General features: G+C 71.0%; 18 protein-coding genes. 10 read left to right on the top strand and 8 right to left on the bottom strand.

What is annotated here, in order from left to right; genetic code table 11:
* Window positions 1-505: 505 nt before the first annotated feature.
* Window positions 506-1555, bottom strand: coding sequence for a LacI family DNA-binding transcriptional regulator (locus FB462_RS13745; protein ID WP_141862456.1), 1050 nt, complete (start codon window positions 1553-1555; stop codon window positions 506-508).
* Between the two features lie 170 nt (window positions 1556-1725).
* Here FB462_RS13745 and FB462_RS13750 point away from each other — a divergent pair, with 170 nt between their 5' ends.
* Window positions 1726-3708: a glycoside hydrolase family 127 protein gene (locus tag FB462_RS13750; RefSeq protein ID WP_141862458.1), complete on the top strand. Its 1983-nt coding sequence runs from the start codon at window positions 1726-1728 to the stop codon at window positions 3706-3708.
* A gap of 160 nt (window positions 3709-3868) precedes the next feature.
* Here the strand turns inward: FB462_RS13750 and FB462_RS13755 are convergent, their stop codons facing one another.
* Window positions 3869-4915 carry a LacI family DNA-binding transcriptional regulator gene (locus FB462_RS13755; RefSeq protein ID WP_083519745.1) on the bottom strand — a complete coding sequence of 349 codons (1047 nt, stop codon included), beginning with the start codon at window positions 4913-4915 and terminating at the stop codon, window positions 3869-3871.
* 180 nt (window positions 4916-5095) lie between these two features.
* Between FB462_RS13755 and chvE the strand changes: the two genes are divergently transcribed.
* From chvE to mmsB, 3 genes are all read left to right on the top strand, one after another.
* Window positions 5096-6226, top strand: a complete 1131-nt coding sequence (gene chvE / locus FB462_RS13760) for a multiple monosaccharide ABC transporter substrate-binding protein (protein WP_114849835.1) — start codon at window positions 5096-5098, stop codon at window positions 6224-6226.
* 161 nt (window positions 6227-6387) lie between these two features.
* The gene (mmsA, locus tag FB462_RS13765) at window positions 6388-7941 is read left to right on the top strand and encodes a multiple monosaccharide ABC transporter ATP-binding protein (RefSeq protein WP_058740519.1); all 1554 of its coding nucleotides are present in this window, start codon (window positions 6388-6390) and stop codon (window positions 7939-7941) included.
* Window positions 7928-9109: a multiple monosaccharide ABC transporter permease gene (mmsB, locus tag FB462_RS13770; protein ID WP_058740518.1), complete on the top strand. Its 1182-nt coding sequence runs from the start codon at window positions 7928-7930 to the stop codon at window positions 9107-9109. The genes mmsA and mmsB overlap by 14 nt, the downstream gene beginning before the upstream one ends.
* 122 nt (window positions 9110-9231) lie before the next feature.
* On the opposite strand, the gene FB462_RS13775 is transcribed toward mmsB, so the two are convergent.
* Window positions 9232-10512, bottom strand: coding sequence for an alpha-amylase family glycosyl hydrolase (locus FB462_RS13775; protein ID WP_141863371.1), 1281 nt, complete (start codon window positions 10510-10512; stop codon window positions 9232-9234).
* A 131-nt stretch (window positions 10513-10643) separates the two neighbouring features.
* Here FB462_RS13775 and FB462_RS13780 point away from each other — a divergent pair, with 131 nt between their 5' ends.
* The 3 genes from FB462_RS13780 (at window position 10644) to FB462_RS13790 (ending at window position 12480) form a co-directional block, all read left to right on the top strand.
* Window positions 10644-11042: a DUF3253 domain-containing protein gene (locus tag FB462_RS13780; protein WP_141862459.1), complete on the top strand. Its 399-nt coding sequence runs from the start codon at window positions 10644-10646 to the stop codon at window positions 11040-11042.
* Window positions 11043-11077: 35 nt separating this feature from the next.
* Window positions 11078-12172 (top strand): SDR family oxidoreductase, encoded by a 1095-nt coding sequence (locus tag FB462_RS13785; protein WP_114849838.1) that lies wholly within the window; start codon window positions 11078-11080, stop codon window positions 12170-12172.
* A gap of 131 nt (window positions 12173-12303) precedes the next feature.
* Window positions 12304-12480 (top strand): CsbD family protein, encoded by a 177-nt coding sequence (locus tag FB462_RS13790; RefSeq protein ID WP_114849839.1) that lies wholly within the window; start codon window positions 12304-12306, stop codon window positions 12478-12480.
* A 118-nt stretch (window positions 12481-12598) separates the two neighbouring features.
* Here the strand turns inward: FB462_RS13790 and FB462_RS13795 are convergent, their stop codons facing one another.
* A complete protein-coding gene (locus FB462_RS13795; protein ID WP_229666665.1) occupies window positions 12599-13672 on the bottom strand; it encodes a spore photoproduct lyase family protein in 1074 nt (357 codons plus the stop codon).
* 135 nt (window positions 13673-13807) lie between these two features.
* Here FB462_RS13795 and FB462_RS13800 point away from each other — a divergent pair, with 135 nt between their 5' ends.
* From FB462_RS13800 to FB462_RS13810, 3 genes are read left to right on the top strand one after another with little or no spacing between them, the layout of a single operon-like run.
* Window positions 13808-15706: a hypothetical protein gene (locus FB462_RS13800; protein WP_141862461.1), complete on the top strand. Its 1899-nt coding sequence runs from the start codon at window positions 13808-13810 to the stop codon at window positions 15704-15706.
* 38 nt (window positions 15707-15744) lie between these two features.
* Window positions 15745-16059, top strand: coding sequence for a biopolymer transporter Tol (locus tag FB462_RS13805; RefSeq protein WP_114849842.1), 315 nt, complete (start codon window positions 15745-15747; stop codon window positions 16057-16059).
* A 31-nt stretch (window positions 16060-16090) separates the two neighbouring features.
* Window positions 16091-16624, top strand: coding sequence for an SgcJ/EcaC family oxidoreductase (locus FB462_RS13810; protein ID WP_141862462.1), 534 nt, complete (start codon window positions 16091-16093; stop codon window positions 16622-16624).
* An 83-nt stretch (window positions 16625-16707) separates the two neighbouring features.
* On the opposite strand, the gene FB462_RS13815 is transcribed toward FB462_RS13810, so the two are convergent.
* The 4 genes from FB462_RS13815 to FB462_RS13830 form a co-directional block, all read right to left on the bottom strand.
* On the bottom strand, window positions 16708-18528 hold the full coding sequence (locus FB462_RS13815) for a glycoside hydrolase family 35 protein (RefSeq protein WP_141862464.1): 1821 nt from the start codon (window positions 18526-18528) through the stop codon (window positions 16708-16710).
* Window positions 18529-18599: 71 nt separating this feature from the next.
* Window positions 18600-19940 carry an ABC transporter substrate-binding protein gene (locus FB462_RS13820; protein WP_174777809.1) on the bottom strand — a complete coding sequence of 447 codons (1341 nt, stop codon included), beginning with the start codon at window positions 19938-19940 and terminating at the stop codon, window positions 18600-18602.
* A gap of 65 nt (window positions 19941-20005) precedes the next feature.
* Window positions 20006-20971, bottom strand: coding sequence for a carbohydrate ABC transporter permease (locus tag FB462_RS13825; RefSeq protein ID WP_058740512.1), 966 nt, complete (start codon window positions 20969-20971; stop codon window positions 20006-20008).
* A complete protein-coding gene (locus FB462_RS13830; protein WP_114849845.1) occupies window positions 20968-21903 on the bottom strand; it encodes a carbohydrate ABC transporter permease in 936 nt (311 codons plus the stop codon). The genes FB462_RS13825 and FB462_RS13830 overlap by 4 nt, the downstream gene beginning before the upstream one ends.
* Between the last annotated feature and the right edge of the window lie 28 nt (window positions 21904-21931).

Raw genomic sequence — 21931 nt, forward strand, 5'->3', positions numbered from 1 at the left:
GCGGGACCGGCCACGGGGGGTGGGAGCGACCAGCCTGGAGGCGCGGCGCACGCCCGGCGGACCGGCACCGCGCCTCCAGGCCGGTCGCGACGCACGTTCCTGCCCATCGCACCCGACATGGGAAGTCGATCCGCGCGTACCTGGTCGGAACGAACGACCGACCATGCCCGAATCGACCAACCACGCGCGGAACGCCCCGCTCCCCGCGCCCCCAGCAGCCTCCGAGGGCAGCCCGTGCACGTTTTTCCCATCGCACCCGACATGGGAAGTCGATCCGCGCGTGCCTGGTCGGAACAAACGACCAACCATGCGCGGAACGACCGCCTCAGCGCGGAACGCCCCGCTCCCCGCGCCCCCAGCAGCCTCCGAGGGCAGCCCGTGCACGTTCTTTCCCATCGCGCCCGACATGGGAAGTCGATCCGCGCGTGCCTGGTCGGAACGAACGACCACCTATGCGCGGAACGACCAACTATGCGCGGAACGACCCACCACGCGCGCCCCGCCCCTACGCGCCGGCGGTGCTCTCGCGGACGACGAGCGTCGGCGTGACCGCGGTCGAGGCCGGCCGACCCCCGGCGACGAGCTCGAGCAGCGACCGCCCGGCGATCCTCCCGAGCTCGTCGAGGCGCATGTCCACCGTCGTCAGCGGCGGGCGGCTCGCGAGTGCCACCACGTCCCAGTCGTCGTACCCCGTCACCGCGACGTCCGCGGGTACCGACCGCCCGGTCTCCCGCAGGCGGTCGCACACCCCCCGGGCGATCTGGTCGTTCCCGCACACGACCGCGTCCACCCTGCCGTGCGTGCGGTCGAGCTGGTCGACGGCCCGGCGCCCCCAGCGCTCCGACCAGTCGCCGAACAGCGGCTCGCCGGTCATCCGGTCGCCGAGCACCGAGCGCGCCCCGGCGGCCCGGAGCTCGGCGGAGCGCGCGGTGACCGGCCCGGTGACGACCGCGACCCGTCGGCGCCCGAGCCCGAGGACGTGTGTCGCGGCGGCAGCGGCGCCCGCGGCGTCGTCGAGGGTGACCGACACGTCGGCGTCCGACGTGGACGGCGTCAGGGCGTAGACGACGGGCACCGGGACCGGGACCTCGATCGGCGGCCGGGCGTCGGCGGAACGGCCGGTGACGATGATGCCGTCGACACCGCGGGAGACGAGCGAGCGCAGGTAGTGGGCCTCGCGCACGTGGTCGTCGCGGGTGTCGGCGACCAGGACCATGACCTCGCCGGCGGACAGGGCGTCCTCGGCGCCGAGCAGCACCGGCATCGTGAAGCGGCCGAACGAGTCGGTCGTCACCATCCCGACCGTGTACGAGCGACCGGACGACAGTGCCCGGGCCCGCGCGTCGCCGACGAACCCGAGCTGCTCGGCGGCGGCCTTGACCCTCGCCCGGGTCTCGGTACGGAGCTGCCCGGTGTCGTTCAGCGCCTTCGAGGCGGTCCCGATCGACACCCCGGCGAGCGCCGCGACGTCCGCGATGCGAGCGGGACGCCCGGGGTGCCCGGAGTGCCCGGGGCGCCCGAGGTGGGCAGGGTGGCCAGAGGGGTCGTGCGACACGGCAACGTCCTTTCCGGGACGATCGTCCCCCGTCGGAGCCTACGGGAAACGGCTCTTGCGCCCGGGACCGACCTGCCGTACGGTCATCACGGAAAGCGCTTTCCGTCCGTCGGACGCGTCGGTCCCCGTCCCGGTCCCGACGCGGGAGCGCCCGAGCGCGAGGAGGCGCCGTGACGACCACGCTCCCCACCGACAGCCGAGCACGGACCGCGACCCCGGCCCTCCCGACCGCCGGTGCAAACCTCGCGCTGCAGCCGCTCCCGACCGGCGACGCCCGGATCACCGGCGGCTTCTGGGCCCTGCGGCAGGACCGCAACGGCCGCGACGCGATCCGCAGCGGGTACGACCGGCTCGACGCGGCCGGGAACTTCCGGAACCTGCGCATCGCCGCGGGCGACGAACAGGGCGAGGCGGTCGGTCCGGTGTTCATGGACTCGGACGTCACCAAGTGGCTCGAGGCGGTGGCGTGGGAGTACGGCCGCGCCCCCGCCGAGGACCTCCTCGCCCTGCAGCGCGAGGTCACCGCCCTGTACGCGAGGGCGCAGGCCGCGGACGGCTACGTCGACTCCGTGCAGCAGGTCCGCGGCAAGGGCGAGCGGTACGTCGACCTGCAGTGGAGCCACGAGCTCTACTGCGCCGGGCACCTGTACCAGGCGGCGGTCGCGCAGCACCGGGCGACGGGCGACACCGGGCTCCTCGACGTCGCGATCAAGAACGCCGACCACCTCGTCGCCACCTTCGGCGACGGGCCGGGGCAGACCGTGGACGTCGACGGCCACCCGGTGGTCGAGACGGGCCTCGTCGAGCTGTACCGCGAGACCGGCACCCGCACCTACCTCGACCTGGCGCACTGGTTCGTCGACGCCCGCGGGCACGGCATCATCGAGCGCGCCGGCGGTGAGCCGACGTACTTCTCGGACCGGGTCCCGGTGCGGCAGGCGACCACGGTCGAGGGCCACGCCGTGCGCGCCGTGTACCTCGCCGCCGGCGCCGTCGACGTCGCGGTCGAGACCGGCGACGCCGAGCTGCTGGCCGCGAGCGAGCGGCAGTTCGCCGACATGCAGGCCACGAAGGCGTTCATCACCGGCGGCCTCGGCGCGCGCTGGGACCGGGAGGCGTTCGGCGACCCGTACGAGCTCCCCACCGACCGCGGCTACGCCGAGACCTGCGCGGCCATCGGTGGGATCCAGTGGGCGTGGCGCCTGCTCCTGGCGACCGGCGAGTCCGTCTACGCCGATGCGATCGAACGCCTGCTGTACAACGCGTTCCTGGCCGGCGTGAGCCTGGCGGGCACCGAGTACTTCTACGTCAACCCGCTGCAGCACCGCGACGGGGCCCACCCGGACGAGAACCGCTCCCCCGCCCACGGCCGCCGCGGCTGGTTCGACTGCGCCTGCTGCCCGCCGAACATCATGCGCACGTTCGCGAGCCTGGACGGCTACCTGGCCACCGCGACCGACGGTGGCGTGCAGGTGCACCAGTACGCCACCGCCGACCTCGGCCCGGTCCGCGTCGAGACCGGGTACCCGCACGACGGCCGCGTGGTCGTCACGGTCACGCAGGACGGGCCGCTCGCCCTCGGGCTGCGCATCCCCGCCTGGTCGGACACCACGACGGTCATCGGTCCGGACGGCACAACGCACCCCGTCCCGGGCACGCGACACGTCCTGGACCGCACGTGGTCGGCGGGCGACACCGTCGAGCTCGTCCTCGACACGACACCGCACCGGTACGTCGCCGACCCCCGCATCGACGCCGCCCGCGGGCAGGTCGCGATCGAGCGCGGGCCGCTCGTCTACGCCGTCGAGCAGGCGGACCAGCACGGCTTCACGGTCGACGACCTGACGGTCGACGCGTCGGCGCCGATCACCGAGGAGCGTCGCGACGACCTCCTCGACGGCGTCGTCACGCTGCGCGTGCCCGGATCCGCACCGTCCCGGCACGAGCAGGCAGCGTGGCCGTACCAGCGGCTCGACACGGACCGGACGGGAGGCACGGACCACCCCGCGGACGCGACCAGCGTCGACGACGTGGCCGGGTCCGGCGACCGCGCCACGATCCTCCAGTCCGTCACGGCGACCGCCGTGCCCTACTACGCCTGGGCGAACCGAGGTCCCGAGCCGATGCGCGTCTGGATCCCGCTCGCGCGGTGACGCCGGTGGGCGCGCGACGCACGTTCCTGCCCATCGGACCTGACATCGGAAGCCGATCCGCGCGTACTCGGTCGGAACGGACGACCGACCATGCGCGGATCGGCACCCCGTGCGCGGAACGGCCTCCCACGCGCGGAACGGCCGACCACGCGCGGGTTCGCTACGTGCTCCGCCGCACCACCAGCTCGGGCGCCAGGAGCGTCTCGTCGCGGGGCTCCCCCTCGACGAGCGCCCGCACCGTCTCGAGCACCCGCTGCCCCATCGCGACGAAGTCCTGCCGCACGGTGGTGAGCGGCGGCGTGAAGTGCGCGGCCTCGGGGACGTCGTCGAACCCGACCACGGCGATGTCGTCCGGCACGCGGAGCCCCTCGTCCGCGAAGGCGTGCAGCACCCCGAGCGCCATCTGGTCGTTCCCCGCGAAGACCGCGTCGACCACGGTCGCGTCGATGTGCCGGGCGGCGGCGAACCCGCTCGCCGGGGTCCAGTCGCCGTCGAGCACGACCGGTTCGAGCCCGGCCTCGCGCATGACCCGCTCGTAGGTGGCGCGGCGCACCTCGGACTCCTGCGACACCGACGGTCCGGCGATGTGCACGATCCGCCGGTACCCGTGCCCGAACAGGTGCTCCATGACCAGGGTCGTCCCGGCGGCCTGGTCGATGGCGACCGCGGCCACGCTCGGCGCCGCGGGGGTCCTGGCGTCGCGCTGCACGGCGTTCGCGACGACGACCGGCACCGAGACCGGGATCGTCAGCGACGCGAGCGCGTCGAGCACCCGGTTGTCCGCCGCCACCAGGACGATCGCGGCGACGTCCTGGGCGAGCAGGGTCGTGAGCGCGCCGGAGAGGTCGACGGGCCGCGGTTCGTCCGGAAGCGTGGACAGGAGCACGTGGTACCCGGCGGCCCGCGCGGCGCGCTCGAAGCCGATCGCCGTGCTCGACGGCCCGTACAGGGCGTCGCCGGCGGTGATGATGCCGAGCGCACGGCTGCGGCCACCGGCCAGGGCCCTGGCGGCCGCGCGCGGTCGGTACCCGAGCGCCGTGACGGCGTCGGTCACCTGCGAGCGGTAGGCCTCGCGGACGGTGGGGTCGCCGTTGATGACGCGGGAGACGGTCTGGTGGGAGACGCCCGCGCGCTCGGCGACGTCGAAGATCGTCGGGGCCTTGCGGCGTCTGCCGCCGGCACCACCGAGCGCGGTCGTGGTCGTCACGGGGCTGAGCGTACCGCGCAGTCCGCCCGACGAGGCAAAGTCCCGAAACGGTCACGACGAGTTGACACCCCGTGACGGAACCCTCAGTATGTGAGCGCTCACCCGAGCAATCCCACGGGGCACAGCAGCCCCAGCACCTGAGCGCGTCGAGGACGACGCGAGAGGAACAGAGGTACTTCGATGATGAAGCGCAGGATCATCGCGGGCGTCGCAGCAGTCGGCATCGCGTTCTCCCTGGCGGCGTGCTCGGCCGGTGGCCGGGCGTCGACCGAGGGCGGCACCAGCAGCGGCGACAACAAGGGCGCGCTCGTGGGCGTCGCCATGCCCACCAAGGTCTCCGAGCGGTGGATCAAGGACGGCGACGCCGTCAAGAGCGACCTCGAGAAGGCCGGCTACAAGGTCGATCTCGAGTACGGCGACAACAAGGTCCAGCAGCAGGCCCAGCAGGTCAGCAACATGATCACCAAGGGCGCGAAGGTCCTGATCATCGCGTCGATCGACGGTGGGGCGCTCTCCGACCAGCTCGACGCCGCCGCGAAGGCCGGCATCAAGGTCATCTCCTACGACCGCCTGCTCACCGGCAACAAGAACGTCGACTACTACGTCTCGTTCGACAACTACAAGGTCGGCGTCGACCAGGCCACCTCGCTGCTGACGGGCCTCGGCCTCGTCGACGCGGACGGCAAGAAGACGGACAAGAAGGGTCCGTTCAACATCGAGGTCTTCGCCGGTTCGCTCGACGACAACAACGCCGGCTTCTTCTTCAACGGCGCGATGGACACCCTCAAGCCGTACCTCGCGGACGGCACGCTGAAGATCCAGTCCGGCCAGGACCAGCTCTCCCAGGCCGCGACGCAGCAGTGGGACCCGGCGACCGCCAAGGCCCGCATGCAGAACCTGATCGCCAAGTCGTACTCCGGCGGCACCACGCTGAACGGCGTGCTCTCGCCCTACGACGGCATGTCGATCGGCATCATCTCGGCTCTCCAGGGTGCCGGCTACGGCACCTCGGACCGTCCGCTCCCGATCGTCACCGGCCAGGACGCCGAGGCCGCCTCGGTCAAGTCGATCATCGCCGGCCAGCAGTACTCGACGATCTACAAGGACACCCGCAAGCTCGCCAAGCAGTCGGTCACCATGGCCGAGGACCTGCTGACGGGCAAGAAGCCCGAGGTGAACGACACCAAGAGCTACGACAACAAGGTCAAGGTCGTCCCGACCTACCTGTTCCAGCCCACCGTCGTCACGAAGGACAACTACAAGTCCGTCCTGATCGACAGCGGCTACTACACCGAGGCCGACCTCAAGTGACGATCGTCGACTCCGGCACAGTGCCGGATCCCGGCACCGAGACCGACCTCGAGTAGGTCCCGACCATCTGCCGGACCGGAGGCGCGGTGCACATCCGCACCGCGCCTCCCGTCCGTCTCCACCCGCGCGCGGAAGCGCGCACGACGGAAAGGCGGTCCCACATGGCGGACACCATCCTCGAGATGCGGGACATCACCAAGACCTTCCCCGGTGTGAAGGCCCTGCAGGGCGTCTCCATCGAGGTCGAGCGCGGCCAGGTCCACGCGATCTGCGGCGAGAACGGCGCGGGCAAGTCCACCCTGATGAAGGTGCTGTCGGGCGTCTACCCGCACGGCTCGTTCGACGGCGAGATCCTGCTCGACGGCCAGCCGGTGAAGTTCGGCTCCATCAACGACTCCGAGGCCGCGGGCGTGGTCATCATCCACCAGGAGCTCGCCCTCAGCCCCTTCCTGTCGATCGCCGAGAACATCTTCCTCGGCAACGAGCGCGTCAAGGGCGGGCTCATCGACTGGAACCAGACGAACCTCGAGGCCGCGTCGCTGCTGCAGCGCGTCGGGCTCAAGGACAACCCCGTCACGAAGATCGTCGACATCGGCGTCGGGAAGCAGCAGCTCGTCGAGATCGCGAAGGCGCTCTCGAAGGACGTCAAGCTGCTCATCCTCGACGAGCCCACCGCGGCGCTGAACGACGACGACTCGGCCCACCTGCTCGAGCTCATCCGCTCGCTGCAGGCCGAGGGCATGACGGCGATCATCATCAGCCACAAGCTCAACGAGATCAAGGCGATCGCGGACAAGGTCACGATCATCCGCGACGGCAAGACGATCGAGACGCTCGACATGCACGCCGACGACGTCTCCGAGGACCGGATCATCCGCGGGATGGTCGGCCGTGACCTGTCGAGCCGCTACCCCGAGCGCGAGAACCCCGTCATCGGCGAGGAGCTCCTGCGCATCGAGGACTGGACCGTCCACCACCCGCTCGACGGCTCGCGCGAGATCATCCACCAGGCGAACCTCAACGTCCGGGCCGGCGAGGTCGTCGGCATCGCGGGCCTGATGGGCGCCGGGCGCACCGAGCTCGCGATGAGCGTGTTCGGGCACTCGTACGGCACCGGCATCAGCGGCACGGTCTACAAGCGCGGCGTCCCGATCAAGACGAACACGGTCACGCGCGCGATCGACAACGGCATCGCGTACGCGACCGAGGACCGGAAGCGCTACGGCCTGAACCTGATCGACGACATCAAGCGGAACATCTCCGGCTCGGCGCTCGGGAAGCTCGCCAACTGGGGCTTCGTGAACGGCTCGCAGGAGACCACCGTCGCGGGCTCGTTCCTGAAGAGCATGAACATCAAGGCCCCGTCGGTGAACGCCGTCACGGGCAAGCTCTCCGGCGGCAACCAGCAGAAGGTCGTCCTGTCGAAGTGGATGTACGCCGACCCCGACGTGCTCATCCTCGACGAGCCGACCCGAGGCATCGACGTCGGCGCCAAGTACGAGATCTACACGCTCATCAACAGCCTGGCGGACCAGGGCAAGGGGGTCATCGTGATCTCCTCGGAGCTCCCGGAGCTCCTCGGCATCTGCGACCGCATCTACACGCTCTCCGAGGGCACGATCACCGCGGACGTGCCCCGCTCCGAGGCCACACCCGAGGTCCTCATGCAGTACATGACCCAGGAACGGGAGACCCCTGTCAATGAACGCGCTTAAGTCCGCCGCCGGCTACCTCACCGGGCAGCTCCGACAGATCGGCCTGTTCATCGCGCTGATCGTCATCGTCATCTTCTTCCAGGTGACGACGAGCGGCATCACCCTGGCCCCGATCAACGTCTCGAACCTGATCGTCCAGAACAGCTACATCCTCATCCTCGCCATCGGCATGGTGATGGTCATCATCGCCGGCCACATCGACCTGTCGGTCGGGTCGGTGGTCGCCTTCACGGGTGCCATGGCCGGCGTGATGATCACGCAGTGGGGCATCCCGTGGCCGATCGCGGTCGTCCTCTGCCTGGTGCTCGGCGGCCTGGTCGGCGCCTGGCAGGGCTTCTGGATCGCCTACTTCGGGATCCCGGCGTTCATCGTGACCCTGGCGGGCATGCTCGCCTTCCGCGGTGCCGCGCAGATCGTCCTGCAGAACCAGCAGATCTCGCCCTTCCCGGACGGCTTCCGCTCGCTCGGCTCGGGCTTCCTGCCCTCGTTCGGCACCTCGGGCTACGAGCCGCTGACGATGGTCCTCGGCTTCGCCGCCGCGGCGATCATGATCGTCGTCTCGCTCCGTGGCCGTGCCACCCGGCGCAAGTACCAGCTCGAGAGCGAGCCGCTCGTCTGGTTCCTCGTCAAGCTCGCCTTCGGCGTCGCGCTCGTCATCTACGTCGCGCTGCTGCTCGCCAGCTACAACGGCACGCCGATCGTCCTCGTCGTCCTCGGGCTGCTCGTGGTCGTCTACTCGGTGGTCATGCGGAGCGCGGTGTTCGGTCGCCACGTCTACGCGATCGGCGGCAACGCCCTCGCCGCGCAGCTGTCCGGCGTGAAGACGAAGCGTGTCACGTTCCTGCTGTTCGTGAACATGGGCGTCATCGCGGCGCTGGCGGGCGTGGTCTTCACCGGCCAGCTCAACCTGGCCGCCCCGGGTGCCGGCAACGGCTTCGAGCTCGACGCCATCGCGGCCGTGTTCATCGGTGGCGCAGCGGTCACCGGCGGCATCGGCACCGTCCCGGGCGCGATCATCGGTGGTCTCATCATCGGCATCCTGAACAACGGCATGTCGATCCTCGGCGTCGGCACCGAGTACCAGTCGCTCATCAAGGGCCTGGTGCTGCTCGCGGCCGTCGCGTTCGACGTGTTCAACAAGCGTCGGGCTGCGTCCGCGCGCAAGTAGGGCGGGTCCCGCCCCGTTCCCCTTCCCCTGGTGGAGGGCCCCTCCCTGGTGGAGCAGAAGACGTCGGGTCGCCGTGTGGCGCCCGACGTCTTCTGCTCCACCGCTTCGTTCTGCGGACCGGGTCAGGCGGTCAGGACGGCCCACCCACCGGCCGGGAGGCGCAGGGTCCCGTCCCGCAGGTCGCCACCGCCCGCCTCGACCCGCGTCGCGTCGGCTGCGGGCACCTCGGCTGGGTCGTCGGCAAGGTTCAGGGCGGTCACCACGGCCGCGTCCGCGGTCGCCGTCCGCAGCACCAGTGCCGTGTTCGTCAGGTGCACGACGTCGGTGTGGGCGCGGTGCAGCCACGGCATCCGCCGGCGGAGGGCGACGAGGGCCTGGTAGGTGCGGGTCAGGTCGGTCGGGCTCGGCGGCGTCGCGGGCAGCTCCGGACGCACGGCGTCGTCCCCGCCCAGGCGCTCCTCCTTGACGGCCGTCCAGCCGTACTCGTCGCCGGCGTAGACCACGGGGGTCCCGGCGACCGTGAACAGGACGGCGGCCGCGTGCCCGGCGAAGCGCTCTCCCACCGCGCTGGCGATGCGGGTGACGTCGTGGTTGCCGACGAACGTCGTGGGGACGAACGTGCCGAGCAGGGCGTCGTGGCGCTCGACCGCGTGCGCCAGCTCGAAGCAGTTCCGGTCGGCGATCCCGTGCCATGTGCCCTGCCAGAGCTCGTACTGCGTGGTCGAGTCCATCGTCGACGCCGTCACGATCGCGGTCGCGTCGCCGTGGATCACCTCGCCGCTGCACCATGCGTCCGGGAACCGCTCCCGCACGCGGGGCAGCACCGCCGTCCAGAACGCCGGCGGCACCGCGTACGCCGCGTCGAGCCGCCAGCCGTCGATCCCCCGTGCGAGCCAGTGCGTCATCACCTCGACCACCAGGTCCTGCACCGCCGGGGAGTCGTGGTCGAGCGCCACGAGGATGTCGTGCCCCTCGAAGTCCCCCACCGGCACCGGGTCGCCCGGCTGCCAGCCCGTCCAGTCCACCGCGAACAGGTCGGCGGTCGGGGCGTCGGGTCCGTGCTCTTCGAGCGCGCGGAACGCGGGGTGGTCCCGTCCGACGTGGTTGAAGACCCCGTCGAACAGCACCCGCACGCCGCGGTCGTGCGCCGCCGCGAGCAGGGCGTCGAGGTCGGCGTCGTCGCCGAGGCGCGGGTCGACGCGGAAGTGGTCGACGACGTCGTAGCCGTGGGTGCTGCTCGCGGACACCGGACCGAGGAGCAGCCCGTTCAGCCCGAGGTCGACCACGTGGTCGAGCCACGGCACGAGCCGGGACAACCGGTGCTCGACCGGCCGCTCGTCGACCGGCGTCGTCGGACGGATCTCGGCCCCGACGGCTCCGAGCGGGTAGACGTGCCACCACATCGCGTGCTCGACCCACGCGGGATCCTCCGGGCGGGCGGGGGCTGCTTCGTCGGCGGCGTTCACCGACCCGATGCTGCCAGCCCGAGCCTGGGCTGTGTGCGGGACCGGACAGCGGGACCAGGATGGTCGGCATGGGACGAGCGATCAGGACCGCTGCGGACGCGTCGGCGTCGGCCGAGGCGCAGGCCGAGCGGACGTGCGCCTCGTGCGGCCGCCGGATGCCGTCGTCCGCCGCCCCGGACGCGAAGTGGTGCTCCGCCGCGTGCCGGAAGCACGGTGTCGACGCCACCGACCGGGCGCTCGAGCAGCGGATCGACGAGCTGCTCGCCGCCCGCCCCCGCACGGCGAGCATCTGCCCGTCCGAGGCCGCCCGCTCGCTCGAGCCGGACGACTGGCGCCCGCTCATGGAGCCGGCGCGCCGGGCTGCCCGCCGGATGGTGGCGCGGGGCGAGGTCGAGATCACCCAGCACGGCACCGTCGTCGACCCGTCCACCGCCAAGGGACCGATCCGGATCCGACGTCCCCGGTAGGGAACACCTGACGCCCGACCGCGTTGCACCCGGGGATGACGACCTCCACCGAAGCGACCCCCGTCCGTCCCGAAGCCCTCGTCGTGGGCGCCAGCGGCATCACCGGCTCCGCCCTCGTCGACCACCTCCTCTCCCTGGGCTGGCGCGTCACCGCGCTGTCCCGCCGACCGCTCGCCCGCGACGGCGTCCGGACCGTCGCCGCCGACCTCCGCGACCCGGCGTCCCTCGACGCGGCACTCGCCGGCGAACGCCCGACCCACGTGTTCTTCACCGCGTGGCAGCGCCAGGAGACCGAGGCGGAGAACATCCGCGTGAACGGCGGCATGGTCCGCGACCTGCTCGCCGCCCTGTCGAACGCGCCGCTCGAGCACGTCGCGCTCGTCACCGGCCTGAAGCACTACCTCGGACCGTTCGAGGCGTACGCCGCCGGGGTCGTGCCGGACACGCCCTTCCACGAGGAGGAGCCGCGGCTGGACGTCCCGAACTTCTACTACGCGCAGGAGGACGAGCTCTTCGCCGCCGCCGAGCGCCAGGGATTCACGTGGTCGGTGCACCGCTCGCACACCGTGATCGGCCACGCCGTCGGCAACGCGATGAACATGGGCCTGACGCTCGCCGTGCAGGCCACGCTCGCGAAGGAGCTCGACCTGGACTTCGTGTTCCCGGGGAGCGCCGCGCAGTGGGACGGGCTCACGGACATGACCGACGCCGGGCTCCTCGCCGAGCACATGGTGTGGGCGGCGACGAGCCCCGAGGGTGCCGACGAGGCGTTCAACGTCGTGGACGGCGACGTCTTCCGCTGGCGGTGGATGTGGCCGCGACTCGCCGCGCACCTGGGCGTCGACCCGGCGCGCGTCGTCGGGTACGCCGACGGTCCGCGCCCGCTCGAGGAGCAGATGGCGCCGCACGAGCACGCCTGGGCCGGCATCGCCGAACGGCACGGCCTGGTCGAACCCGACGTCACGCGGCTCGCCTCGTGGTGGCACACCGACGCCGACCTCGGCCGCGAGATGGAGGTCGTCACCGACATGGGGAAGAGCCGCGAGGCCGGGTTCACCGGGTACCGGCGCACCGACCGCGCGTTCGCCGATCTGTTCGACCGCTACCGGGCGGACCGCCTGGTCCCGTAGTCGTACCCCGTCGGCGAGATCGGGGTACGTGAACCTCCGGCTGCGCCGCGAAGGGACGGGAGGCTCGTGGTTCAGTCGGGTGCACAGGCGCCGGGGACCCTCGGCGGGATCCCCGGAGGAAGGACGACACCATGTCGCTCGGAGACAAGGCGAAGGACGCCACCCAGAAGATCGTCGGCAAGGTCGAGGAGGCCGTCGGCAAGCACACGGACGACGCCGAACTGACGCACCAGGGCCAGAAGGACCAGGTCATGGGCGAGGCGCGCCTCGACAAGGAGAAGGCGAAGGACCACCTCGAGGGCAAGTGAGCCTCGAGCACCGCTGACGCCCGCACCGCCACCAGGCGGTGCGGGCGTCCGCCGTTCCGGGGCCCTGCCGCTCTGCCGCTCAGCCGCTCAGCCGCTCAGCCGCTCAGCCGCTCAGCCGCTAGAACGCGTAGCGGATGCGGCAGCTCGGCACGTGCTCCGCCACGAGCTCCCGGAAGCGCTCGACGAGCTGCCCCTTCGTCGCCGCCCGGTAGCGGACGTTGACGGCGCCGTTCTGCGACACCTTCTGCTCCTGCAGGTCCGGGCGCCAGAGCAGGTCCTCGGCCTTCGGGTGCCAGCCGAGGTTGACCTCGTGCAGGCCCTGGTTGTGGGTGAGGAAGATGACCTCGGCCGCGAGCTGTGCCTTGGCCGCCGGGGAGAGGACGTCGTCCACCTGTCGCAGGAGGTCGGCCCAGTCAGACTCCCACGTCGGCGTCAGGATCACCGGCGAGAAGTTCAGGTGGACCTCGTAGCCGGCGTCGACGAAGTCGTTCACCGCGGCGATCCGCTCGGCCACGGGCGAGGTCCGGATGTCCGTGACCTTCGCGGTCTCCTGCGGCATGAGCGAGAACCGGATGCGCGTGCGGCCCATCGGGTCCCAGTCGAGCAGGTCCCGGTTGACGTACTTCGTCGCGAAGGACGCCTTGGCGGTGGGGCTCATCCGGAACAGATCGCAGAGGTCGCGGACGTTCTCGCTGAGCTGCGCGTCGACCGAGCAGTCGCTGTTCTCGCCGATGTCGTAGACCCACGCGTCGGGGTCGCACTGGTTCGGTTCGGTCTTCGGCCCCTGCTTCGCGATGTTCCGCGCGACGTGCTTCGTGATCTGCTCGATGTTCGCGAAGACGGTCACGGGGTTCGAGTAGCCCTTGCGTCGCGGCACGTAGCAGTACGCGCACGCCATCGCGCAGCCGTTCGCGGTCGAGGGGGCGATGAAGTCGGCGGAGCGGCCGTTCGGCCGGGTGACGAGCGACTTCTTCACGCCGAGGACGAGCGCCTCGGTCTTGATCCGCACCCAGCGGCGGACGTTGCGTTCGTCGCCGTGGACCTCGGGGATGTTCCAGTGCGAGGCCACGGGGACGATCTCGGCGTCCGGCCACCGCACCACCACGTCCTGTCCGCGCGGCAGGTCGAGCGCGGCGGCTTCGGCGTAGATGCGCCGGACGTCGAGGAGCGGTCGTTCGGGACGAGTGTTCACCGGCACGTTCCTACCAGCACCCACCGACGTGTCCGTGGCCAGAGCAGCGCACGAGCAATACATCGCATTCTCTATTCCTCCAGTCGGGTCGGCTTGCATGGACCGTCCGCATCCCACACCCAGCAGAGGACTCCCGTGCAGAACCCATCCCCCACCCGACCGTCCCGGTCCCACCGCAGGAACCGACTCGGCGCCCTCGTCGGCCTCGGCTGCCTCGGCCTCGCATCCGTCGTGTTCGCCGTCGTCCCTGCGTCGGCGTGGCCGTCCGCCGCCGCTGCATCGGCCGAGATCCGCGACGTCGTCGTGACGAACACGAGCTTCGCCCCCGGCGTGCAGAACCGGTTCAGCGGGACCGCGACCCCGGGCGCCACCCTGCGGGTCGGGTTCCTGACCGGGTGGCAGCAGTCCCCGGAGGACATCACCGTGCGTGCTGACGGCACGTGGTCCTTCGACCACACCCCACCCGCAGGCCTCAGCAGCCTGCTGATGCGCTTCACGCAGCAGGTCGGCGGCACCGAGCGGGTCTCGCAGATCTTCACCCTGGCGCCGGGTGCGGGGACGCCCACCCCCGAGGACCCGACCGCCCCGCGCGACGTCACGCTGCAGAACACGACGTTCATCCCCGGCATGGCGAACCGGTTCAGCGGGACGGCCACCCCCGGCGCGACGTTGCGCGTCGGGTTCCTGACCGGATGGCAGTCCCACCCCCACGACATCCCCGTCGGCGCGGACGGCACCTGGTCGTTCGACCACACGCCCCCGGCCGGCTCGGAAAGCCTGCTCATGCGCTTCTCGCAGCGGGTCGACGGCGTCGAACGGGTCTCGCCGGTCTTCACCTTGACCGCCGGCGCCGGGACGCCCGCGCCCGAGGTCCCCGCCGAACTGGCCGATCCCGCCGTCGTGACCGAGCGCGTGCAGGCCGGCGGGAAGCGCCGCATCGACGGGACCGCGACGCCCGGGGCGTACCTCACGGTCCTCGACCCCGACGGACGGACGATGGTCCCGGGTGAGACCCGAGTGGGCGATGACGGTTCCTGGTCTTTCGAGGTCGACGTCCCCAGCACCGACGACACGTTCGCGTTCCGGCTCGCGCAGGAGCTCGGCGACCGGCGCGCCGTGTCCGGGGTCCTCACCGTGCACGTGGACGGCGCCACCCCGCCTGTGGGGCGACCCGAGTTCGTCGCCCCCACGGTGGACGACACGAGCTTCGTCCCCGGTGTGGCCAACCGCTTCACCGGCACGGCCACGCCGGGCGCGACACTCCGGGTCGGCTTCACCACCGGCTGGCAGAGCCACCCGTTCGACATCCCGGTGGCGGCCGACGGCACCTGGTCCTTCGACCACACGCCACCGGCTGGTGAGACCACGCTGCAGTTCCGCTTCTCCCAGACGCTCGGCGACGAGACCCGCGTCTCGGAGCTCTTCACGCTCGCCGCAGGCCCTGGGACGCCCGCGCCGAACGACCCGCAGGAACTCACCGCCCCCACCGTCGTGTCCGGGCCGGTGCGCGCAGGCACGACGGCCCGCATCGCGGGGACGGCGACGCCGGGTGCCCACGTCCGCATCCTCGACGTCGACGGTCGCCAGGTCGTCCCGGGCGACCTGCGCGTCGGCGACGACGGTACCTGGAGCGCCGAGGTAGCCGTCCCGACGACCGCCAGCACGTTCGTGTTCCGCGTCGAGCAGTTCCTCGGCGCGCTGCACGGCGTCTCCGACCCGCTGTCCGTCGACGTCGAGGGCGCGACCCCCGCTGACGGCGAGGCCGGCGTCGTCGCCCCGACACTGGAGAACTCGACGTTCCGTCCCGGCGTCGAGAACCACTTCGCCGGCACCGCGACCCCCGGGGCAACGATGCACGTCGAGTTCCTCAACGGCTGGCAGAGCCACGACCAGGTCATCCCGGTCGCCGCGGACGGCACGTGGAGCTTCGACCACACGGTCCCCGCGGACCTGTACTCGTTGCACCTGCGGTTCGTGCAGACCGTCGACGGCCAGGACACGACCTCGAAGGTCTTCTCACTGACCCGCAGCTGACCCGGCGTCACCGTCCGTCACGGGTGCAGACTCGCAGGATGAGCGAACCCGACGAGCACTTCTTCGTCGTCGACGGTCGACGGTGGCGCCGGACGGACCCGGCGATCCCCGAGGACGTCGCGGCCGCGCTCCGGTCGCACCTGGGTCGCGGGAGGAATGCCGTCCGCCGGGCGAGGCGCGACGGCGACGACGAGGCCCTGGCGGCGGCGCGGCGACGGAACGGCCTGGCCAAGCACGGGCTCGGCGAACGCGGACCCGAGTGGTGGACCCGTCCAGAGGCCGACCGGGTCGCGGACGCCGAGCGCGCGCTCGCCGTGCTCGACGGCGCGCAGTCCGACGAACCGCTACATTGAAATCTTGGACATCACTGCCAGGAGGACCACCATGCCCACGACTCGCCCGCTCGCCGTCACCGCCGCCGTCGCGATCGCAACAGTCTCCTCGATCGGTCTGCACGGCTGCGCCGACACCGGATCACCGACCCAGCGACCGTCCTCCTCGTCGTCCCGCACTGCCAACGACCTCGGGGCGACGGACCTCGCCCGCCGTTTCGTCACGACCTTCAACGACGGTGATGCCGGGGCACTCGCCGACCTGTTCACCGACGACGCCGAGTTCGTCAACATCTACGGCATCCGGATGTCCGGTCGGACCGGCATCGAACGTGGTCACGAGGCGGCCTTCGCGAGCCGCCTGGACGGGGCGACCCTCAGCGCCCACGACGTCGAGCAGCACGCCGCGGCGGACGGTGTCGCGGTGGTGCAGGTCGGATGGCGCCTCGAACGAGCGGCAGACGCCGACCCCGCGCTCGCCGTCCCGGACAGCGCCGGAGTGCTCACGTTCACGGCGCTGCGCAGCGACGGCGCCTGGCTCTTCGTCGCCGGGGCGAACGTGGTGACGTCGACTCCGCCGAGCTGATCCGGTCGCGCCGGACCGTCCGTGTGCGCAGGCCTCGACCGGCCGTGTCGGCCCGACCGTACAGCCGGAACTCGACCGGCCGCTCAGGCCTCGGTGTGGCCCAGGTCCGGCTCGGCGAGCAGGCACACCCGACGGGACGCGGCGGCGTGCACCTCGAACACGACGACCTCGTTCCGGCCGGCTCGGAGCACCGGACCCGGCACGGCCAGGGTCCGCTGCGGCCCCCGCGACCAGTACCGCCCCAGGCAGAAGCCGTTCACCCAGGCGACGCCCTTCCGGAAGCCGTCGAGCGACAGGTACCGGTCCCCCGCCTCAGCGAGCTCGAACGACCCCGCGGCGAAGGCCGGACCGGCGAGCACGTCGCCGTCCGACGGCGCGGTGCCGGCGAGCTGCGCCAGCGCTGCGGGCGTGATCGGGTCGAGGGCGAGGGGCGTCGCGCTCCAGCGCTCCAGCGGGGTGTCGTCGACCGCGACCGGGCCGATCAGCCCCTTCGGCTCGCCGATCCGCGGGCCGTAGTCCACCCGGCCCTGGTCCTCGACGAGCAGCTCGAGGGTTCCGGTGACGGGCGGGAGCACGATCGCACGGTCGTGGTGCTCGCGTTCGAGCACGCCGACGACGACACCGTCCACGGTGACGACCGCGCGGTCGCGGACCTCGTCCCCCACGGTCAGGACGCCGCCGGTCGGCAGGTCGACCTCGGTCCGGTAGAGCACGAAACCGCTGGCCGCCCCGAGCGCGTCGAAGGTCGGCGGCTCGTCGTGGGCCGTCCACTCGGTCAGCGTGGGCAGCAGGGAGCGGAGCGACGCGACCCGGTCGAGCCGGACGGCGACGTCCCTGGCGGGGGCGGGGCGTGCCTCCAGGCCGGACCCGTCCTCGGCCAGCCGACCGGACCCGCCGGGCTGCATCGACGCGGGTAGCGGCGGGACGGGCGCGTAGCGCTCGATCACCGCGCGGAAGGCGTGGAACTTGTCGGTCGGGCGACCGGCCTCGTCGAGCGGGGCGTCGTAGTCGTACGACGTCGCGATCGGCCGGTACACGCCCTTGTCGTTCGCGCCGTTCGTGAAGCCGAAGTTCGTACCGCCGTGGAACATGTAGACGTTGACCGAGCCGCCGGCGGCGAGCAGGACGTCCAGGTCCGCCGCCGACTCGGCCGCCGGGGTGGTGTGGTGGTGCTCGCCCCAGCTGTCGAACCAGCCGTCCCAGAACTCCGAGCACATCAGCGGACCGGTGGGCTGCGCCTGGCGGAGCCGCTCGAGCCGCGCGGCCGAGCGGGACCCGAACGAGCCGGTCTTGTGCAGCGACGGCAGCGAGCCGTCCTCGAGCATGGTGCCCATCGGTTGGTCGACGCTCGTGAACGGCACCGTCAGCCCGATGTCCCGGTGCATCTGCTCGAGCTTCGTCAGGTAGACCGGGTCGGAGCCGTACGCGCCGTACTCGTTCTCGACCTGCACGAGCACGATCGGCCCGCCGTGGTCGATCTGCCGCGGGACGAGCACCGGCGCGAGCTGCTCGAGGTAGTCCTGCACGGCGGCGAGGAACCCCGGCTCGTCGCGGCGGACGCCGACGGTGCCGTCGGTGAACAGCCAGTACGGCAGGCCGCCGTTCGTCCACTCGGCGCAGATGTACGGCCCGGGGCGGACGATGGCGTGCATGCCCTCGGCGGCGACCAGGTCGAGGAAGCGGCCGAGGTCGAGCCCGCCGGTCAGGTCGAACTCGCCCGGACGGGGTGCGTGCGCGTTCCAGGCGACGTAGGTCTCGACGGTGTTGAGACCCATGAGCTTGGCCTTGCGGATCCGGTCCTGCCACAGGTCCGGGTGGACGCGGAAGTAGTGGATCGCGCCGGACAGGACCCGGTGCGGCTCGCCGTCGAGCAGGAAGTCGGTGTCGCCGATGGCGAAGCGCATGGTGTGACCCTCTCAGGGAACGGGGCCGTGCGGAAGGATCCGCACGGCCCCGAGGTGGTGGTGGAACGGTGTTACTTCGAGGTGACCTTGAAGCCCTGCTCGTTGCCGTACTTCACGATCGCCTTCTGCCAGGCCTCGAGCCCGGCGTTCAGGTCGGACTTGTCCTGGTACGCCTGGCCGACGGTGTCCGCGTAGACGCTGTTCGCGTAGACCTGGAAGGGCAGGTACTGCCAGCCCTCGGCGACGCTGGAGGACGCCTTCGACAGGGTCTCGTTGATCGCCTCGCCACCGAAGTACTCCGGCTTCTCGGCGGTGAAGGTCGACGAGGTGAGCTGCGCCTTGGTCGACGGGAAGCCGCCCGACTTCAGGAACACGTCGATCGAGTCCTGCGAGGAGTTCAGCCACTTCAGGAAGCCGGCTGCGAGCGCCGGGTTCTTCGACTGCTTCATGACGACCTCGGCGGAGCCGCCGTTGTTCGCGGTGACGTCGGAGGAGCCGTCGTAGGTCGGGATCGGGGCAACGCGCCAGTTGCCGCTGCCGTCCTTCACGCTCGACTCGAGCACGCCGGGCATCCAGGCGCCGGTGACCATCGTGGCGATCTCACCGTTGCCGAGCTGCTTGTACCAGTCGTCGGTCCAGCCGGGCGTCTGCGAGAGCAGGCCCTTCTCGACGAGCTGGTTCCAGGTCGAGGTCCACTTCTTGGTGCCCGCGTCCTGCAGGTTCACCGTGACGTCGGTGCCCTTGACCTCGAACGGACGGCCGCCGGCCTGCCAGATCATCGAGGTCGTGAAGCCCGCGTCACCGCTGTCCGCGGCGATGTAGGCGTTCGGGTTGGACGCGTGGATCTTCTCGGCGTCCGCGACGTACTCGTCCCACGTCTTCGGCGGCGTGGTGATGCCGGCGTCGTCGAACGTCTTCTTGTTGTAGAACATCGCCATGGGGCCGGAGTCCTGCGGCAGGCCGTAGACCTTGCCGTCGAGGTCGACCGACTGCCAGGTGCCCGCACCGTACTTGTCCGCCAGCTTGTCGAAGCCGTACGACTTCAGGTCGACGAGCGAGTCGCTCAGGGCGAACTGCGGCAGCGCGAAGTACTCGATCTGCGCGACGTCGGGGGCGCCGGAGCCGGCCTTGATCGTGTTCTGCAGCTTGGTGTACTGGTCGTTGCCGGTGCCGGCGTTGACGAGCTTGACCTTGACCTTCGGGTACGCCTTCTCGAAGGCGGCGACCTGGGCCTGGGCGGAGGGGGTCCACGACCAGTAGGTCAGCGACCCACCCTTCTCGAGGGCCTTCGTGATGTCGTCGGCCGATCCACCGGAGGAGGACGAGCCGCCGGCGGCGCAGGCCGTCATGGCGACGGCTGCGGTGACGCCGATCGCGAGGGCGCTGAGCCCGCGACGGAGACGCTTGTGCATGAGGGTGCCTTTCACTTCATCGTGAAGCAGGTGCTTCGGGTGGTGCTGCTGGGTGGTGCGGGAGGTCAGGCCTTGACGGACCCGGCCGCGAGGCCGGACTGCCAGGAGCGCTGGAGGAAGAGGAACGCGACGACGATCGGGATGATCGTGAGGAGCGATCCGGTGACGACGAGGTTGTAGATCGGGTGCGCGGAGACGCCCTGCGCCTGCGCGCTCCACTGGTTGAGGCCGACCGTGAGCGGGTAGAGGTTCGGGTCGCTCAGCATGATCAGGGGCAGGAAGTAGTTGTTCCAGGTCGCGACGACGGCGAACAGCAGGACCGTCACGACGCCGGGGGCGAGCAGGCGGAGGGCGATCGTGAAGAAGATCCGGAACTCGCCCGCGCCGTCCATCCGCGCCGCCTCGATGACCTCGGTCGGGACCGCGTCGATCGCGTAGGTCCAGATGAGGTACATGCCGAACGGGCTGATGAGCGACGGCAGGATGATCGCCCACGGGGTGTTCGTCAGGCCGACCGACGAGAACAGCAGGAACGTCGGGACGGCGAGCGCGGTGCCGGGGATCGCGATCGCGCCGAGCACGACGGCGAACACCGCACGGCGGCCCGGGAACCGGAACTTCGCCATGCCGTAGCCGGCGATCGTCGCGAGGAGCGTCGCCCCGCCGGCGCCGACCACCACGTAGAGCACGGTGTTCGCGAGCCAGCGCAGGTAGATGCCGCCGTTGTAGGTCAGCGTCTCGCCGATGTTCTGGAACAGCGAGAAGCCGTTGCCGAACCAGAGCCCGAAGGTGCTGAGCAGGTCGTCCTGCGACTTCGTCGCGTTGACGACGAGGTAGAAGAGCGGCAGCAGCGAGTAGACGGTGATGACGATCATCACCACGAGCAGGAGCGTCGACTTGCGGGCGCGGGGGCCACGGCCCTTCGGGCCGCTCGGACGGGAGGCACGGGTGCGGCCCGCCCCGCTGCGTCCGCGGGTGGTCACCGCCTCGGTCACGGTGGGCGGCGTCGTGCGGGTGTCCAGGGTGCTCATCGGTTCTCCGCTCGGGTCCCGCGCACCTGCACGACGTAGGCGATCACGGCGGTGATGACGCCCATGACGATCGCGACGGTGGCGGAGTAGTTGAACTGCTGGCCGCTGAAGGACAGCGAGTAGGCGTACATGTTCGGCGTGTACGAGGTGCCGATGACGTTCGGGGCGAGCGTCTTGAGCAGGTTCGGCTCGTTGAAGAGCTGGAAGCTGCCGATGATCGAGAAGATCGTGGCGATGACGATCGAACCGCGGAGCGCCGGGATCTTGATCGACCAGATCGTGCGGATCGGGCCGGCACCGTCGATCTCGGCGGCCTCGTAGAGCTCACCGGGCACGACGCGCAGGGCCGCGTAGAAGATCAGCATGTTGTAGCCGACGAACTCCCACGTGACGATGTTGCCGATGGACGCGAGCATCCAGTCCGGGCTGAACGGCTGCAGCAGGTCGATGCCGAGCGCCGAGTTGATCGTGCCGGTGAGACCGAACTGGTTGCCGTAGATGAAGCCCCAGATGAGCGCCGCGACCACGCCGGGCACCGCGTAGGGCAGGAAGATCGCGATCCGGAAGAAGGACGCCGCCCACAGGCGGGCGCTGTCGAGCGCGAGCGCCGCGATCAGCGCGACGACGAGCATGATCGGCACCTGGACGACGAGGAACAGCACGACGCGGCCGAACCCGGTCCAGAACTTGGCGTCCTGGAACAGCTGCACGTAGTTGGCGAACCAGACGAACTGGTTGCCGCCGATCAGCTGATCGCGGAACAGGCTGAGCCAGAGCGCGTAGCCGATCGGGACGACGAGCATGGCCACGAGGACCACGACGAACGGACCGACGAACATCCAGCCGGTCCAGCGGCCGCGCTGCCGGTTCCGGCGCCGCGGCGGTGTCGCCGGAGCTGCGGCTCCTGGCGCACGCGCTTCGAGCGTGGTCATGTGACTCCCTTGTCGTGCTGCGTTCGGG

Source organism: Curtobacterium citreum, assembly GCF_006715175.1.
Classification (GTDB): Bacteria; Actinomycetota; Actinomycetes; order Actinomycetales; family Microbacteriaceae; genus Curtobacterium; species Curtobacterium citreum.

Coding starts and splice junctions, on each gene's coding strand:
- FB462_RS13815 (WP_141862464.1), bottom strand. CDS start 18,528: ATGCGCTTCGCCATCGGCGACACCGACTTCCTGCTCGACGGCGAGCCG.
- mmsB (WP_058740518.1), top strand. CDS start 7,928: ATGAACGCGCTTAAGTCCGCCGCCGGCTACCTCACCGGGCAGCTCCGA.
- FB462_RS13810 (WP_141862462.1), top strand. CDS start 16,091: ATGCCCACGACTCGCCCGCTCGCCGTCACCGCCGCCGTCGCGATCGCA.
- mmsA (WP_058740519.1), top strand. CDS start 6,388: ATGGCGGACACCATCCTCGAGATGCGGGACATCACCAAGACCTTCCCC.
- FB462_RS13775 (WP_141863371.1), bottom strand. CDS start 10,512: ATGTGGTGGCACGTCTACCCGCTCGGAGCCGTCGGGGCCGAGATCCGT.
- FB462_RS13825 (WP_058740512.1), bottom strand. CDS start 20,971: ATGAGCACCCTGGACACCCGCACGACGCCGCCCACCGTGACCGAGGCG.
- chvE (WP_114849835.1), top strand. CDS start 5,096: ATGATGAAGCGCAGGATCATCGCGGGCGTCGCAGCAGTCGGCATCGCG.
- FB462_RS13780 (WP_141862459.1), top strand. CDS start 10,644: ATGGGACGAGCGATCAGGACCGCTGCGGACGCGTCGGCGTCGGCCGAG.
- FB462_RS13830 (WP_114849845.1), bottom strand. CDS start 21,903: ATGACCACGCTCGAAGCGCGTGCGCCAGGAGCCGCAGCTCCGGCGACA.
- FB462_RS13790 (WP_114849839.1), top strand. CDS start 12,304: ATGTCGCTCGGAGACAAGGCGAAGGACGCCACCCAGAAGATCGTCGGC.
- FB462_RS13805 (WP_114849842.1), top strand. CDS start 15,745: ATGAGCGAACCCGACGAGCACTTCTTCGTCGTCGACGGTCGACGGTGG.
- FB462_RS13820 (WP_174777809.1), bottom strand. CDS start 19,940: ATGCACAAGCGTCTCCGTCGCGGGCTCAGCGCCCTCGCGATCGGCGTC.
- FB462_RS13785 (WP_114849838.1), top strand. CDS start 11,078: ATGACGACCTCCACCGAAGCGACCCCCGTCCGTCCCGAAGCCCTCGTC.